The sequence below is a fragment of the Streptomyces sp. QH1-20 genome, assembly GCF_041283565.1.
Taxonomy (GTDB): Bacteria; Actinomycetota; Actinomycetes; order Streptomycetales; family Streptomycetaceae; genus Streptomyces; species Streptomyces syringius.
Genome location: NZ_CP166299.1, coordinates 7,703,433 through 7,720,364 on the forward strand (window position 1 = coordinate 7,703,433; position 16,932 = coordinate 7,720,364).

The window sequence follows — 16,932 nt, forward strand, 5'->3', positions numbered from 1 at the left end:
GCTCGATGCGTGTGCTGTTGATCGACAACTACGACTCCTACACCTACAACCTCTTCCAGCTCCTCGCCGAGGTGTACGGCAAGGAACCGACGGTCGTCCTCAACGACGACCCGTCCTGGCCGGAACTCGACCCGGCCATGTTCGACTGCGTCGTGATCTCGCCCGGCCCGGGCCGCCCCCAGCACCCGGCCGACCTCGGCTTCTGCCAGGAGGTGCTGGACCGCTGGAAGGACGTGCCGGTCCTCGGGGTGTGCCTGGGCCACCAGGCGATCGCCCATCACCACGGCGCGCAGGTGGCGCAGGGCACGCCCCGCCACGGTCACCTGGCGAAGGTCCGGCACGGCGGCCGGGACCTGTTCGAGGGCCTGCCCCAGAACTTCGTCGCGGTGCGCTACCACTCGCTGCGGGTCACCGAGCCGCTGCCGGAGGACCTCCAGGCCACCGCCTGGGCGGAGGACGGCACCGTCATGGCGCTGCGGCACCGCACCCTGCCCCGCTGGGGGGTGCAGTTCCACCCCGAGTCCATCGCGAGCGAGTGGGGCGCCCAACTGCTCCGCAACTTCGCGGAGCTCGTCGGAGGCGACTACGCCCCCGCGCCGTCACAGCAGAAGCACCATCCCCTGTCGCGGGACCACGCACCCGCCACCGATCCGGAACTCCGGCCGGTCGTCGAGGTCATCGACCGGGCCGTGGACACCGCGGCGCTGTTCACCGCCCTGTACTCCACGAGCACGAACGCCTTCTGGCTCGACAGCAGCGCGCCGGGCACCGGCGGGGCCCGGTTCTCCTTCCTCGGTGACGACTGCGGCCCCCTCGCCGAGACCCTTACCTACCGGACGGGGGAGAACGCGGTGGTGGTCCGCGACTCCACCGGGGAGCGGACCGAGCCGGGCACCATCTTCGACGTGCTTCAACAGAGGCTCCGGGCCCGCCGGCTCAGCACGCCGGACCTCCCCTTCGACCTCAACGGCGGCTACGTCGGCTACTTCGGCTACGAGCTCAAGGCCGAGTGCGGCAGCCCGAACGTCCACACGGCCGAGACACCGGACGCCGTGTGGACCTTCGCCGACCGGCTGATCGCGGTGGACCACCTCGAAGAGAAGACCTATGTCGTGGCCGTGAGCGCGATTGGGGCCGATGCCCTGGACCGTGCCCGCGCCTGGGTGGAGGAGACGGCACTGCGCGCACGCTCCCTGCCGGTTTCCGCACCGGCCGGCACGCCCGACGCCGCTGCCACGGCACCGTCGGAGGGGGGAGAGCTCGCCCGTGCCCGCGCCGAGTACGTCAAGGACATCGGGGACTGTCTCGACGAGCTGAACAGCGGGGAGAGCTACGAGATATGTCTGACCAACCGGATCCGGCTGCCCGCCCTGCCGGACCCGCTCGGCTACCATCTCCTGCTGCGCCGCCTCAACCCGGCTCCCTACGGCGCCTTCCTGCGCCACGGTGACGTCAGCGTCGTGTGCTCCTCCCCGGAACGGTTCCTGCGGATCGACCGGGACGGGGTCGCGGAGAGCAAACCGATCAAGGGGACGGCGCCCCGGGGCGAGGACCCGGCCAGTGACGAGGCGCTCCGCCGGTCGCTGACGGCATCGGCCAAGACCAGGGCCGAGAACCTCATGATCGTCGACCTGTTGCGCAACGACCTGGGCCGGGTGTGCGAGGTGGGCTCGGTCGAGGTCCCCGCCTACATGGTGACCGAGTCCTACGCGACGGTGCATCAGCTGGTCACCACGATCCGCGGCCGCCTCCGGCACGACGTGGACCCGGTCGCCTGCGTCCGGGCGTGCTTCCCCGGCGGGTCGATGACGGGCGCCCCGAAGGTCCGGACGATGGCCATCATCGACCGGCTGGAGCAGGAGGGCCGGGGCATCTACTCGGGCACCATCGGCTACTTCGGGCTCAGCGGCGGCGCGGACCTCAACATCGTGATCCGCACCGCGGTGACCACCGGCACCGGCACGGTGATCGGTGCCGGCGGCGCCATCGTCCTCGACTCGGACCCGCACGAGGAGTTCGACGAAGTGCTCCTCAAGGGACAGGCACTGGTGCGGGCGCACGGACTGCTGGACGCCGCGAGCGGGCGGGCCGATGCCCCGTAACCGGCCGTCCCCCTCATGAATCACGCGCTCACGCACCACGTGGGCCACCAGACCGCGTCACGTTTCTCTGAACAGCATGCGGGGCGGCAGCGCGCCCGTAAGCCGAGGGAAGGATCGAACATGTCGACCACCGCACACACCGAGCCGTCTTGGTCGGATCTGCCCTTTCTGGACTTCACCGACCCGGGGTTCGCCTGGGACTCTCCCGAGGTGGCCGAGGCCCGGGAACGCTCCTGGGTCGCCCGCACCCCGCTGGCGCTGCTGGTGCTGCGGTACGCCGAGGCCAAGGACCTGGCCCGCGATCCGCGGCTGGTCTCGGGCTTCCGGGGCCTCGTGGAGATGGTGGGGACCCCCGAGGGGCCGGCGCGCGACTTCATGCGTGACTTCCTGCAGAGCCTGGACGGCGCGGACCACCGCCGGCTGCGCGGGCTGGCGACCCACCCCTTCACCCCCCGCAGGATCATCGAGACGCAGCCCTTCGTCCGGGCCACCGTGGAGCGGCTGGCCGACCGGCTCTCCGCCTCGGAAGAGTGCGACTTCGTGCAGGCGTTCGCCCACCCGCTGCCGGCGATGGTCATGTGCCAGTTGCTCGGCTTCCCGCTGGACGACTACGACACCGTCGGCCGGCTGTCCATGGACGCCAACCTCGGACTCGCGCTCTCCGACGACCGGACCATGCTCACCCAGGTGGAGCAGGGCCTCATCCGCATGTTCGACTACCTCGAGGCCGCGATCGAGAAGCTGAGGGCGAACCCGGGCAGCGACCTCACCTCCGACATCCTGCGCGCCCACCAGGAGGGCGTCCTTGACGACTACGAGGTCCGCACCCTGGTCGCGACCGTGCTCGTCGCCGGATACGAGACCACCAACCACCAACTGGCCCTCGCCATGGTCGCCTTCGCCCAGCACCCCGAGCAGTGGATGCTGCTCCGGGAGCGGCCCGAGCTGGCCCCGCAGGCGGTCGAGGAGGTCCTGCGCTGGAGCCCCACGCTGCCCGTGACGGCCACCCGGACCGCCGCCGAGGACTTCGACGTCCACGGCGTGCGCATCCCCACGGGAACCCCCGTCTTCATGTGCGCGCACTCGGCGCAGCGCGACCCCCGGGTCTACGCCGACGGCGACACCTTCGACATCACCGTCAAGCGCGAGGCACCCACCCTGGCGTTCGGCGGCGGCCCGCACTTCTGCCTGGGCACGGCGCTGGCCCGCGTGGAACTCGCCGAGGCCCTCGCGGTGCTGCCCGCCCGTCTGGACCCGCCCCGGCTCACCGGCCCGATCAGCTGGCGGACCGCGCTCGGCGTCGCCGGGCCCGACACCCTGCCGCTGCGTTTCGGGGGCACCACCGCCGGATGACGGCACCCGCGTCGATCACGGACCACGAAGGGTCCGACGCCATCGACGGTGAGCTCAAGAGGTCCTGAATCTCCTTGTGAAGGGCAGCACGTTCGACATGACCGATGACACCAAGACGCTCGACTACCTCAAGCGCCTCACCGCCGAGCTGTTGGAGACCCGTGAGCGCCTCCGTACCGCACAGGCGGCGGGCCGGGAGCCGATCGCGGTCGTGTCGATGGGATGTCATTACCCCGGCGGGGTGTCGTCGCCGGAGGAGCTGTGGCGGCTGGTGGCGACCGGGACCGACGCGATCTCGGCCTTCCCCACCGACCGGGGCTGGGACGCCGATGACCTCTTCGACCCGGACCCCGACCGCCCCGGGCGGACCTACGCCCTCGAAGGGGGTTTCCTCGACCGTGCCGCGGAGTTCGACGCGGACCTGTTCGGGATCAGCCCGCGCGAGGCGGCCGCGATGGACCCCCAGCAGCGGCTGCTGCTGGAGACCGCGTGGGAGACCTTCGAGCGGGCGGGGGTGGACCCCGGCTCCCTGCGGAGCCGGCCCGTCGGGGTCTTCGTCGGATCCCTGTTCGTGGCCGGCAGTGGCGGCATCGGGGTGACCGAGGGCACCGAGGGCTATCACATGACGGGCAACGCCGCGAGCGTGCTGTCGGGGCGCCTCGCCTACGTCTTCGGCCTCGAAGGCCCCGCCGTCACCGTGGACACCGCGTGTTCGGCGTCCCTGGTGGCGGTGCACCAGGCCGTCCAGGCGCTGCGGCAGCGCGAGTGCGACATGGCCCTGGCCGGCGGTGCCACGGTCATGACGACGCCGGGAGTCTTCACCGAGTTCAGCCGCCAGCGCGGCCTGGCGCCGGACGGCCGCTGCAAGGCGTTCGCGGCCGCGGCGGACGGCACCGGCTTCGGCGAGGGCGTCGGTCTGGTGCTGTTGGAGCGGCTGTCCGACGCGCGGCGCAACGGGCATCCGGTGCTGGCCGTCATCCGTGGTTCCGCGGTGAACCAGGACGGCGCGTCCAACGGGCTGACCGCACCGAACGGCCCCTCACAGCAACGCGTGATCCGCGCCGCCCTGGCCGCCGCCCGCCTGTCGGCGGACGAGGTCGACGCCGTGGAGGCGCACGGCACGGGGACCGGGCTGGGCGACCCGGTCGAGGCCCAGGCCCTGTTGGCGACCTACGGCCAGGACCGGCCGGCGGACCGGCCGCTGTGGCTGGGCTCGATCAAGTCGAACCTGGGGCACACCCAGGGCGCGGCGGGCGTCGCCGGTCTGATCAAAATGGTCATGGCACTGCGCAACGGGGCCCTCCCGAAGACCCTGCACGTCGACGAGCCCTCCGCGCACGTGGACTGGGACGCCGGCGCGGTCCGGTTGCTGACGGAGAACCGCGACTGGCCCGAGACCGGCCGCCCGCGCCGGGCGGGAGTGTCGTCGTTCGGCATCAGCGGGACCAACGCGCACGTGATCCTGGAACAGGCACCCCAGGACGACCACGCGGACACCGGCCAAGCCGGCCCGGTCGTCACACCCGAGCGGGTGCCGTGGGTGCTCTCGGCCCGGGGCGAGGGGGCCCTGCGGGACCAGGCGGAGCGGCTGACGGCCGAGCTCCGAGGCCGCCCGGAACTACGGCCGGTGGACGTCGGCTGGTCGCTGGCGACCTCCCGCGCGGCCCTCGACCAGCGGGCCGTGGTGTGGGCGGCCGACCGGGACGGTCTCCTCGCGGGACTGACGGCACTCGCCGAAGACCGCCCCGCCCCCGGCGTCGTGCGCGGCGCGGTGGCCGACGGCCGGACCGCGTTCCTCTTCTCCGGCCAGGGCAGCCAACGCCCGGGCATGGGGCGTGAGCCGGCCGCCGCGTACCCGGTGTTCGCCGAGGCGCTGGAGACGGTGTGCGGGCACCTGGACCCGCTTCTGGACCGACCGCTGCGGGAGGTCCTGTACGCCGCCGAGGGAACGCCGGAAGCCGGACTCCTGGAGCAGACCGCGTACACCCAGGCCGCACTGTTCGCCTACGAGGTGGCCCTGTTCCGCCTGCTCGAGCACTGGGGGCTCACCCCCGACCTCCTGCTCGGCCACTCCGTCGGGGAGCTGACGGCCGCGCACGTCGCCGGTGTCCTGTCCCTGGAGGACGCGTGCGCCCTCGTCGCCGCCCGCGGCCGGCTGATGCAGGAGCTGCCCGGCACCGGCGCGATGGTCTCGGTGCGGGCGAGCGAGGCGGAGATCCGGCCGTGGGTGGAGGAGCGTGCCCACGAGCTGTCCGTCGCCGCGGTCAACGGACCGGAGTCGGTGGTGGTGTCGGGCGCCGAGCACGCCGTGCTGGAATGCGCCGCGCACTGGGAGAGCGAAGGCCGACGCACCAAACGGCTCCGGGTCAGCCACGCCTTCCACTCCCCGCAGATGGACGGGATGCTGGCGGAGTTCGGCCGGGTCGCGGAGCGACTCACCTTCCACCCGCCCCGGATCCCGATCGTCTCGAACGTCACCGGGGACATCGCGACCACGGACCAGCTGTGCTCCCCGGAGTACTGGGTCCGCCACGCCCGCGCGGCGGTGCGTTTCCGCGACGGGATGCGCCGGCTCCTGGCGGAAGGGGTGAACACCTTCCTGGAGGTGGGGCCGTCCGGGGTCCTGACGGCCATGGCCCAGGACTGCCTCGCCGAGGAACCGGACGGCGCCGGCGCCGTGCTCGTCCCGGTGGCGCGGCGCGGGCGGCCCGAGACCGACACCGTGCTCGCGGCCGTGGCCGAGGCGTTCGTCCACGGCGTCCGGGTCGAGTGGACCCGCCTCTTCGCGGACACCGGGGCCCGTCGGGTGGACCTGCCCACCTACGCCTTCCAGCGCCGCAGCTACCCCTGGGGCCGGGCCGGCGCGGACGCCGATGTGACCGCCGCCGGCCTCACCGGGCTCGGACATCCGCTGCTCGGCGCGTCCCTGGACCTCGCGGACTCCCAGGGACTCGCCCTGACCGGGCGGCTGTCACGGCGGACCGAGGCCTGGCTCACGGACCATGTCGTGCTCGGCGCCGCACTCGTGCCGGGCACCGCCGTCGTCGAGATGGCCGTCCGCGCCGGTGGCGAGGTCGGCTGCCACCGGCTCGTGGAGCTGACCCAGGAGGCACCGCTGGCCGTACCCGACCGGGGCGCCGTCCACCTCCAGGTACGGGTGGGACCCGCGGGGGAGCAGGGCCACCGCCCGGTGGGCGTCTACTCCCGGCCCGACGGCGCCGACGGGGACGAACCCTGGGTGTGCCACGCCCGCGGCGTGCTCGCGCCCGAGGCCGCCACCGTGCCCGCCGGCCACGGCGGGACATGGCCGCCCCCGGGGGCGCGCCCGGTCGCGCTCGACGGGTTCTACGAGCGCCAAGCCGCCTCCGGCCTCGACTACGGTCCCGTGTTCCGCGGGCTCCACCGGGCCTGGCGGCTCGGCGACGAGGTGTTCGCCGAGGTGGCGCTCCCCGAGGAGGCGCGCGCCGGAGCCACCCGCTACGGCGTCCACCCGGCGCTGCTCGACGCCGCGCTGCACACCGCCCTCCTCGACGGGGAGGACGGTGAGCAGCCTCCGCTGCGGGTTCCGTTCGCGTGGCGCGAGGTGTCCTTCCACGGCAGCGGCGCACCGGCGCTGCGCGCCCGGCTGACCCCGTCCGGCGCGGACGGTGTGTCCCTCGCCCTGTGGGACGAACGCGGTGCCCCGGTGGCGTCGGTCGGGGAGCTGATCACCCGTCCCGTCTCCGCCGACCGCCTCCGGCCCGCGCCCACCCATGACGCGCTGTTCCACATCGACTGGGCGCCGCCCACGGCCGCCCCCGCGGCAGCGGCCACCGCCGCCCGCTGCGCCGTGCTCGGGGACGAGGACCTGGCGGGCCGGCTCACGGCCCCGGCGTTCGCGGACCCCGGTGCGCTCCTCGCGGCGATCGACGCCGGTGAGCCCGTGCCGGACCTGGTGTTCCTGCCGTGCCGCGGCGACGGCGCCGACGACGCGCGGGCCCTGTGCGGGCGGGTGCTGGACGTGCTCCGGACCTGGCTCGCGGACCCGCGACTGCTCGCCGCGCGGCTGGTGGTGGTGACCCGTGGCGCGATGTCCGCCGCCGGGGAGGAGACCACCGACCTGGCCGCCGCCACGCTCTGGGGGCTGGTGCGCTCCGCACAGTCGGAGCACCCGGGGCGCCTCGTGCTCGTCGACCTGGACGCCCACCCCGACTCGACGGCCGCCCTCCCGGCGGCGGCGAACGGGAGCGAACCCCAGCTCGCCCTCCGCGCCGGGCGGGTGCTCGTGCCGAGGCTGGCCCGGGGGATGGCGCAGGGGACCCTGCTGCCCCCGCCGGGGGTACGGGAGTGGCGGGTGGACCTGGCCGGCGGGGGCACGGTGGACGACCTGGTCCTCGCACCGTCCCCGGAGGCCGCCGCCCCGCTGGCACCCGGTCAGGTGCGGGTCGCGGTGCGCGCGGCCGGGCTGAACTTCCGTGATGTCGTCATGGCCCTGGGCATGGTGCCCGACCGGCGGGCGCTGGGCGGCGAGGTCGCGGGCGTGGTCACCGAGGTGGGGCCGGACGTGACCGGTCTCGCCCCCGGCGACCGGGTGTTCGGACTGGCCGCCGCCTGCCTCGGTCCGGTCGCGGTCGCCGACCACCGCACGCTCGCCCCGATGCCCCAAGGGTGGTCCTTCACCCAGGCCGCCTCCGTCCCCGTCGTGTTCCTCACGGCCTACTACGGCCTGGTTGACCTGGCCGGTGTCCGGCCGGGGGAGACGGTGCTCGTCCACGCGGCGGCCGGCGGCGTCGGCATGGCCGCCGTGCAGCTCGCACGGCACCTGGGGGCGGAGGTGTTCGCGACGGCGAGCCCCGCCAAGTGGGACACCGTGCGCGCCGGGGGAGTCGACGACGAGCACCTCGCCTCCTCGCGCGACAGCGGGTTCGAGGAGCGCTTCCGCGCGACGAGCGGGGGCCGCGGTATCGACGTCGTACTGAACTCCCTGACGAAGGATCTGGTCGACGCGTCGCTGAGGCTGCTGCGGCCGGGCGGCCGGTTCGTCGAGATGGGCAAGACCGACATCCGCGAGCCCGGCGAGGTCGCGGCCGGCTACGACGGGGTCGCCTACAGCGCGTTCGACCTGATGGACGCCGGCCCCGAGCGCATCGCCCGGATGCTGGCCGACCTCCTCGCGCTGTTCGAGCAGGGCGAACTGCAACCCGTCCCGGTGACGTCGTGGGACGTCCGGCAGGCACCCGAGGCCTTCCGGTTCCTGGCCCAGGCCCGGCACATCGGCAAGATCGTCCTCACCATGCCCCCCGCGTGGGACTCCACGGGGACCGTCCTGATCACCGGAGCCACCGGGGCGATCGGCGCCCAGGTGGCCCGGCACCTGGTCCGCGCCCACGGCGTCCGGCATCTCGTCCTGGCCGGCCGCCGCGGACCGGACGCCGACGGCGTGGCCGAGCTGACGGCCGAGCTGACCGCGTCCGGCGCGACGACGGTCACGGCCGTGGCGTGCGACGTGGCCGACCGGGCCGCCGTGGCAGAGCTGCTCGCGTCGATACCGGAGGAGCGTCCCTTGAGCGCCGTGGTGCACGCGGCGGGCGTAGTGGACGACGGCGTCCTGGAGTCGATGACACCGGAGCGGATCGACACGGTGTTCCGGCCCAAGGTCGACGGTGCCTGGAACCTCCACGAACTGACGCGGGACCGCGAGCTGTCCGCGTTCGTCGTCTTCTCCTCCGCCGCGGGCACCCTCGGCACCGCCGGCCAGGCCAACTACGCGGCTGCCAACACCTTCCTCGACGCGCTGGCCGGGCACCGCCGGAGCGCCGGCCTGCCCGGCACCTCCCTGGCCTGGGGGCCGTGGACCGGCGACGGCGGGATGGCGGCGGAACTGGGCCGCACCGACCGGGAGCGGATGAGCCGCTCCGGCGTCGTCGGCCTGTCCACCGATGACGGCCTGGCGCTCCTCGACGCGGCCCTCGCCGCCGACCGTGCGGTGTCCCTGCCGATGCGGCTCGACAAGAAGGCCCTCCGGTCCGCAGCCGGGAGCGGGGCCCTCCCCGCGCTGCTGCGCGATCTGGTCCACGTCCCCGCGGCGGACGCGGGACCGCCCCCGGCGGCGGACGCGCTACGGGGCCGCGTGGGCCTCCTCGCACCCGAGGAACGGCGCCAGGCCGTACTCGCGACGGTGTGCGAGCAGGTGGCTGTCGTCCTCGGGCACGCGACGCCGGAGGCCGTGGACCCCCAGCGCTCGTTCAAGGACCTGGGGTTCGACTCGCTCACCGCGGTGGAACTGCGCAACCGCCTCACCACCGCGACGGGTCTGACGCTGTCGGCCACCCTGGTCTTCGACTACCCGACACCGGTCGTGATGACGGACCACATCGAAGCGGTGCTCCTCGCAGAGCTGGGCGCGCCGGCCGACCCCTTCCTCGCCCGGCTCGACGACTGGGCGGCGGGCCTCGCCGCGACGGAGCTGGACGACACCGAGCGGGAGCGGGTGGCGGCCCGGCTGCGCCTCCTCGCCGCGAAGTGGGGCGAGCAAGCCGGCACACAGCACAGCGGGACCGGCGGAACCACCGTCGCGGATGAGCTCGACTCGGCAGACGACGACGAACTCATCGACTTCATCGGCAAGGAACTTGGCATCTCCTGACCGGACATCGGTCGATTCTCGGCAAGGTGGTTTCAGATGGTGACCGACGACAAGATTCGCTACCTCCTCAAGCGGGTGACCGCCGACCTGCACGAGACGCGGGGCCGCCTGCGGGAGCTGGAGGACGCCGCCGGAGAACCGATCGCGCTGGTGGCGATGGGCTGTTCGCTACCGGGAGGTGTCCGGTCGCCGGAGGACCTGTGGCGCCTGGTCGTCTCCGGGCAGGACGCGATAGCGCCCTTCCCCGAGGACCGCGGCTGGGACGTGGACGGCCTCTACGACCCGGACCCGGACCGGCTCGGGAAGACCTACGCGCGGGAGGGCGGCTTCCTCGCCGACGTGGCGTCCTTCGACGCGGGTCTGTTCGGGGTGGGGCCGCGTGAGGCGCTGGCCCTGGACCCCCAGCAACGTCTGCTGCTGGAGGTCTCCTGGGAGACCTTCGAGCGCGCCGGCATCACCCCGTCCTCCCTGCGCGGCAGCCGGACCGGCGTCTTCGTCGGCACCAGCAGCCAGGAGTACGCGTTCCTGGTCCGCGGCGCCCGGGAGAACTTCGAGGGCTACTCGACGGGTTACCTCGCCAGCGTGATGTCCGGACGGCTGGCCTACACCTTCGGGCTCGAAGGCCCGGCGGTCACCGTGGACACCGCCTGCTCCTCCTCGCTGGTGGCGCTGCACCAGGCCGTGCAGTCCCTGCGCGCCGGCGAGTGCGGCCTCGCCCTGGCCGGCGGCGCGGCGGTGATGGCGACACCGGGCATGTTCGTCGAGTTCAGCCGGCAGCGCGGGATGGCGGCGGACGGCCGTTGCAAGGCGTTCGCCGCGGCGGCGGACGGTACCGGGTGGGGCGAGGGCGTCGGTCTGGTGCTGTTGGAGCGGCTGTCCGACGCGCGGCGCAACGGGCATCCGGTGCTGGCCGTCATCCGTGGTTCCGCGGTGAACCAGGACGGCGCGTCCAACGGGCTGACCGCACCGAACGGCCCGGCACAGCAACGCGTGATCCGCGCCGCCCTGGCGAACGCGGGGCTCGCCCTGTCCGACGTGGACGCCGTCGAGGCCCACGGCACCGGGACCACCTTGGGCGACCCCATCGAGGCCCAGGCGCTGCTGGCCACCTACGGCCAGGACCGGCCGGCCGGCCAACCCCTGTGGCTCGGGTCGCTGAAGTCGAACATCGGCCACACCCAGGCCGCCGCGGGCGTCGCCGGTGTGATCAAGATGGTCATGGCGCTGCGCAACGGCGTCCTGCCGTCCACCCTGCACGTCGACGAACCCACCCCGCACGTGGACTGGTCCGCCGGCGCGGTGGAGCTGCTGACCGGCAACCGTGACTGGCCCGAGACCGGCCGTCCGCGCCGCGCCGGCGTGTCCTCGTTCGGGATCAGCGGCACCAACGCCCACCTGATCCTGGAACAGGCCGAGCAGCCGGAGCAGACGGAACAGGACGCCCCCGACGTTGCCCCCGGCACCGAGCCGGCCGGGCCGGTGCCGTGGACGGTCTCCGCGAGGACCGACCGGGGGCTGAGGGAGCAGGCGGCCCGGCTGCGCGACCACGTGCGCGACCGCTTGGAACTCTCACCGCTCGACGTCGGCCATTCCCTGCTGACGTCGCGGACCCTGTTCGACCACCGCGCCGTCGTGCTGGCCGGCGACCTGGACGGTTACGTCACCGGCCTCGACGCCCTGGCCGAGGGGCGCGTCGCCCCCGAGGTGGTGGAGGGCGTCGCGACGGACCCGGGGAAGCCGGTGTTCGTCTTCCCCGGCCAGGGAGCCCAGTGGGTGGGCATGGCCGCGGAGCTGTACCGCGACGCGGCGGTCTTCCGCGACCGGTTGAACGAGTGCGCCGCGGCGGTGGACCCCCTTGTCGACTTCTCGCTCGTCGACGTCGTGTGCGGCGCCGACGGCGCCGCCTCACTGGACCGCGTCGACGTGGTGCAGCCCGCGCTGTGGGCCATGATGGTCTCGCTGGCCGCGCTGTGGCAGTCCTACGGCGTCGAACCCGGCGCCGTGGTGGGCCACTCCCAGGGCGAGATCGCCGCCGCGTGCGTCGCGGGCGCGCTGTCGATCGAGGACGGCGCGCGGATCGTGGCACTGCGGTCCCGCCTGGTGGCCGAGCGCCTCTCCGGTCGCGGTGGCATGGCCTTCCTCGCCCTCCCCGTGGACCGGGCACGGGACTGGCTCCAGGCGTGGGGGACCCGTCTCGCCGTCGCCGCGGTCAACGGCCCCTCCTCCGTCGTGGTCTCGGGCGACCCCGAGGCGCTGGACGAGCTGCTGGCCCTCGCCGAGGACGAAGGGGTACGGGCGCTGCGCGTCGCGGTCGACTACGCCTCCCACTCGGCCCAGGTCGAGACGCTGGAGGCCGAACTGGCGTCGCTGCTCGCCCCGATCACGCCGCGGGCGGCCCGGATCCCCTTCTTCTCGACCGTCACCGGCGCCGTGGCCGACACCTCGGGGCTCGACGCCGCCTACTGGTACCGGAACCTGCGGGAGACGGTCCGCTTCGACCCCACCGTGCGCGCGCTCCTCGCGTCCGGACACCGCACGTACGTGGAGATGAGCCCGCACCCGGTGCTCGCGGTGTCGGTGGAGCAGATCCTGGACGACGCCGCCACGGACGGCGTGGTGCTGACCTCGTTGCGGCGCGAGGAGGGACACCTCCGGCGCTTCCTGACCTCCGTCTCCGAAGCCCATGTGCGCGGTGTGCGCGTCGACTGGTCCTCTCACCTCGGACCGCACCGCCGGCTGGTGGACCTCCCGACCCACGCCTTCCAGCGGCGGCGGTACTGGCTGGACGCGGCCGCCGACACTCCGGCGCGGGAGGACGACGACAGCGCGTCCACCCCCTTCCGCCAGCACTTGGCGGAACTCCCCGCGCCCGAACAGCGACGGGTGGTACTGGAGACGGTGTGCGAGCACGCCGCCGTGGTACTGAACCTGGCCTCCGCGGCGGAGGTCGAGGCCACCCGGGCCTTCACCGATCTGGGGTTCGTCTCGATGACGGCGATGGAGCTGCGCAACCGGCTCGCCACCGCCACCGGTGTCCGTCTCTCCCCGGCCGCGGCCTTCGACCACCCGACCCCCGAGAAGCTCTCCGCGCTCCTGCTGTCCCGGCTGACGGGCACTCAGGACGGCACTCAGGACCAGGCCGCGGAACCGGTGCGGGCGGTGCCCGTCACCGACGAGCCGATCGCGATCGTCGCGATGGGCTGCCGGTACGCGGGCGACGTGGCCTCCCCCGAGCAGCTGTGGGACCTCCTCGTCTCGGGACGGGACGCGACCTCGTCCTTCCCGGCCAACCGCGGCTGGGACGTCGAGGGCCTCTACGACCCGGAGCCGGGCCGGCCGGGGCGGACGTACGTCCGCCGGGGCGCCTTCCTGCGCGACGCCGACCAGTTCGACCCCCTCCTGTTCGGGATCAGCCCGCGGGAGGCCCTGGCGATGGACCCGCAGCAGCGCCTCCTCCTCGAGGTGGCATGGGAGGTGTTCGAGCGGGCGAGGATGTCGCCGGAGACGGTCCGGGGCAGCCGGACCGGTGTGTTCGTGGGCATCGCCGGCCAGGACTACCTGCCGCTGCTGACCGCGTCCCCCGAGGACACCGCCGGTCACCTCATGACCGGGACCTCCACCAGTGTCGCCTCGGGCCGGCTGGCCTACACGTTCGGCCTCGAAGGGCCGGCCGTGACGGTCGACACCGCGTGTTCGTCGTCCTTGGTCGCCCTCCACCTGGCCGTCCAGGCCCTGCGGCAGGGCGACTGCACGGCCGCCCTGGTGGCGGGAGCCACCGTCCTGTCCACCCCGGGGGCGTTCGTGGAGTTCAGCCAGCAGGGCGGGCTGGCACCGGACGGGCGCTGCAAGGCGTTCGCCGGGTCGGCCGACGGCACCGGCTGGGGCGAGGGCGTCGGGGCGATCCTCGTGGAACCGCTGTCGGAGGCCCGCCGCCTCGGACACCCGGTCCTGGCGCTGGTCCGCGGCACCGCGACCAACCAGGACGGGGCGAGCAACGGCCTCTCCGCGCCCAACGGGCTCGCCCAGCGGCGCGTGATCCGGCAGGCCCTGGCCACCGCCGGGCTCACCGCCCGCGATGTGGACGCCGTAGAGGCGCACGGCACGGGCACCACCCTCGGTGACCCCATCGAGGCCGAGGCCCTGCTGGACACGTACGGCCAGGGCCGGTCGGCCCACAGCCCGTTGTGGCTGGGGTCGCTGAAGTCCAATGTCGGCCACACCGCCGCCGCGGCCGGCGTGGCCGGTGTGATCAAGATGGTCATGGCCATGGACCGGGGTGTCCTGCCGCCCACCCTGCACGTCGACGAGCCGACACCGCACGTGGACTGGTCGTCGGGTGCGGTGGAGCTGCTGACCGAGGCCCGGCCGTGGCCGGACACCGGCCGGGCGCGGCGGGCCGGCGTCTCGGCGTTCGGGATCAGCGGCACCAACGCCCACGTGGTTCTGGAACAGGCACCGGAGGAGCCCGGGGCGAGCGAGGCGGCTCCCGAGTCCCCGCGCCCCGCCGTCACGCTTCCCGCGGTCCCGTGGGTGCTGTCGGGCCGGACGGCGAAGGCCCTGCGGGAGCAGGCCGACCGGCTGCGCCGGTTCGTCGAGGAACGCCCCGACCTCCGGCCTGTCGACGTCGCCCGCTCGTTGGCGGTCCGGACCGGGCTGGAGCACCGTGCCGTGGTCCTCGGTCAGGACCGGGACGACGCGCTGACGGCGCTGTCGCTGCTGGCGGGCGAGGAGGACGCCCCCCAGCTGATCAGCGGCGCGTCCCGGGGGCGGCGACGGGTGGCGTTCCTGTTCTCCGGACGGCCCGGCGCAGCGGGCGGGCCGGGGCGGGAGCTGTACTCCCGGGTGCCGGACTTCGCCTCCGCCGCGGACGAGGTCGGTGCCGCGTTCGCCGCGCATCTGGACCGTCCGTCGGCCGAAGTGTGGGGAGAGCTGTGGTCCGCGGACGGTGCGGCGCCGGCGGACCCGGTCCTCGCCCGGGCCGCGCTCTTCGCCGGGCAGGTGGCGTACTTCCGGCTGCTGGAGCAGTGGGGAGTCACCCCCGACCACCTCCTCGGCGACGTCGCCGGCGAGCCGGCCGCCGCGTACTGCGCGGGCGTGCTGTCCCTGGCCGACGCGGCGGCACTCGTCGTCGCCCTCGGCCGGGGAACTCCCACCGGTGCGGAAAGCCCCGAGGGCCCCGACGGTGAGGCGGGCGACGCCGTCCGCCTCACCGTCAAGGAGCTGACGTTCCATCCGCCGGTGATTCCCCTCGTCTCCGGCCGCACGGGCCGCCCCGTGTCGCCCGAGGAACTGCGGTCCCCGGAGTACTGGGTCCGCTCCGATCCCGAGGCCGCCGCGTCCACGGACGGCATGCGGCTGCTCATGGCCGAAGGGGTGCGCGACTTCCTGCGCATCGGGCCGGACGACACACCGGGGGAGCCGGGGCACGGCGACCGGTACGCCCTTGTCGAGGACGGGGCCGAGGAGGACGACGTCGTCCTGCTGCCGGATCCCGACGACAAGGGGTCCGAGGCGGGCGCGCTCCTCGGCGCACTGGCCCGACTGCACGTCAGAGGCGTCGCGGTGCACTGGGAGCGGATCCTCACCGACTGCGGCGCACAGACGGTGGAGCTGCCCACCTACGCCTTCCAGCACCAGCGGTACTGGCCCGAGCTGTCCGGGGTCTCGGGCTCGGTTCGCCCCCAGGGCGAGAGCGATCCGACGCGCGCCGAACGGGGCCGGGAATTCCGGCAGCGGCTGGCCGGTGCGGCCGAGGACGAGCGGGCGGGCCTCGTCGCCACCCTCGTCCGCGGACACGTCGCCGCGGTGCTCAGGCTCGGCGACGGGGACTCCGTCGACGACGAGACGCCCCTTCCCGAGCTGGGATTCGACTCGCTGACCGCGGTGGACCTGCGGAACCGGATCGGGGCGGACATCGGCTTCCGGCTCGCCCCCGGCCTCGTCTTCCAGCACCCGACCGTCACCGCCCTGACGCGGCACCTGGTCGACCGGTGGGCGACGGCGGGGACCTCGGACGCGGCGGACGCGGAACCCGACGACACCACCACGGCGCGGTCCACCCTGGCCCCGCTCTTCGCCCGCGCGAGCGCACAGGGCCGGGCCGAGGAATTCCAGGAGCTGGTGCGGCGCGTCGCGGACTTCCGGACCACCTTCGACGCACCCGAGGCAGGGTTCCGCGTTCCGCACGTCCGCCTCTCGCGCGGCACCGCGAGCGCGAGGCTGGTCTGCTTCCCGACGTTCGCCGGCGGTTCGGGTGCCCACCAGTACGCACGGCTGGCCGCCGCGTCCCGCGGCGAGCGGGACGTCTGGGCCCTGCCGGCGCCCGGCTTCACCTGGCAGGAGCCGCTCCCGGCGTCCGTCGACGCCCTGGCACGCCTGCAGGCGGACGGGGTCGAGCAGTGCGCCGAGGGCAACCCGTTCGTCCTGCTCGGATACTCGGCCGGCGGCTGGATCGCCCATGCCACCGCGGCCGTACTCGAGGAGCGCGGGGCCGGCCCGGCCGCCGTCGTCCTCCTGGACAGCCACTGGCCGGGCAGCGCGATGCTCCCGCACCTGCACGCCCAGATCGACAGGGCGCGGGCGGCCGGGTCGACCGGCGCTCTGTGGACGGAGGAGAGCGCGGACGACGCGCACCTCACCGCCATGGCGCACTACGCCCGGCTGTTCCAGGACTGGGACCCGGAAGGCATCAGCGCGCCGACGCTGCTGGTCCGGGCCTCGCAACCGCCCTTCGAGCAGGCACCGGACGACTGGCGGTCGCACTGGCAGCTTCCGCACACCACCGCCGACACGGCCGGAACCCACTTCTCGATCATCCGTGAGCACAGCGAGTCCGCACTGCGTTCCGTACAC

General features: G+C 74.1%; 2 protein-coding genes and 2 pseudogenes. All 4 read left to right on the top strand.

Translation table 11 applies throughout. From position 1 onward, the window contains the following. The first annotated feature begins 5 nt into the window (after positions 1-5). Positions 6-2,102, top strand: coding sequence for an aminodeoxychorismate synthase component I (gene pabB / locus AB8O64_RS33905; RefSeq protein WP_370423497.1), 2,097 nt, complete (start codon positions 6-8; stop codon positions 2,100-2,102). A gap of 120 nt (positions 2,103-2,222) precedes the next feature. Beyond that, a complete protein-coding gene (locus AB8O64_RS33910) occupies positions 2,223-3,455 on the top strand; it encodes a cytochrome P450 (RefSeq protein WP_370423498.1) in 1,233 nt (410 codons plus the stop codon). Positions 3,456-3,651: 196 nt separating this feature from the next. Then, positions 3,652-10,080, top strand: a pseudogene (locus AB8O64_RS33915) (type I polyketide synthase); the annotation flags it as partial. A gap of 39 nt (positions 10,081-10,119) precedes the next feature. Then, positions 10,120-16,929 (top strand): annotated as a pseudogene (locus tag AB8O64_RS33920) (type I polyketide synthase); the annotation flags it as partial. Between the last annotated feature and the right edge of the window lie 3 nt (positions 16,930-16,932).

Coding starts and splice junctions, on each gene's coding strand:
- AB8O64_RS33910 (WP_370423498.1), top strand. CDS start 2,223: ATGTCGACCACCGCACACACCGAGCCGTCTTGGTCGGATCTGCCCTTT.
- pabB (WP_370423497.1), top strand. CDS start 6: ATGCGTGTGCTGTTGATCGACAACTACGACTCCTACACCTACAACCTC.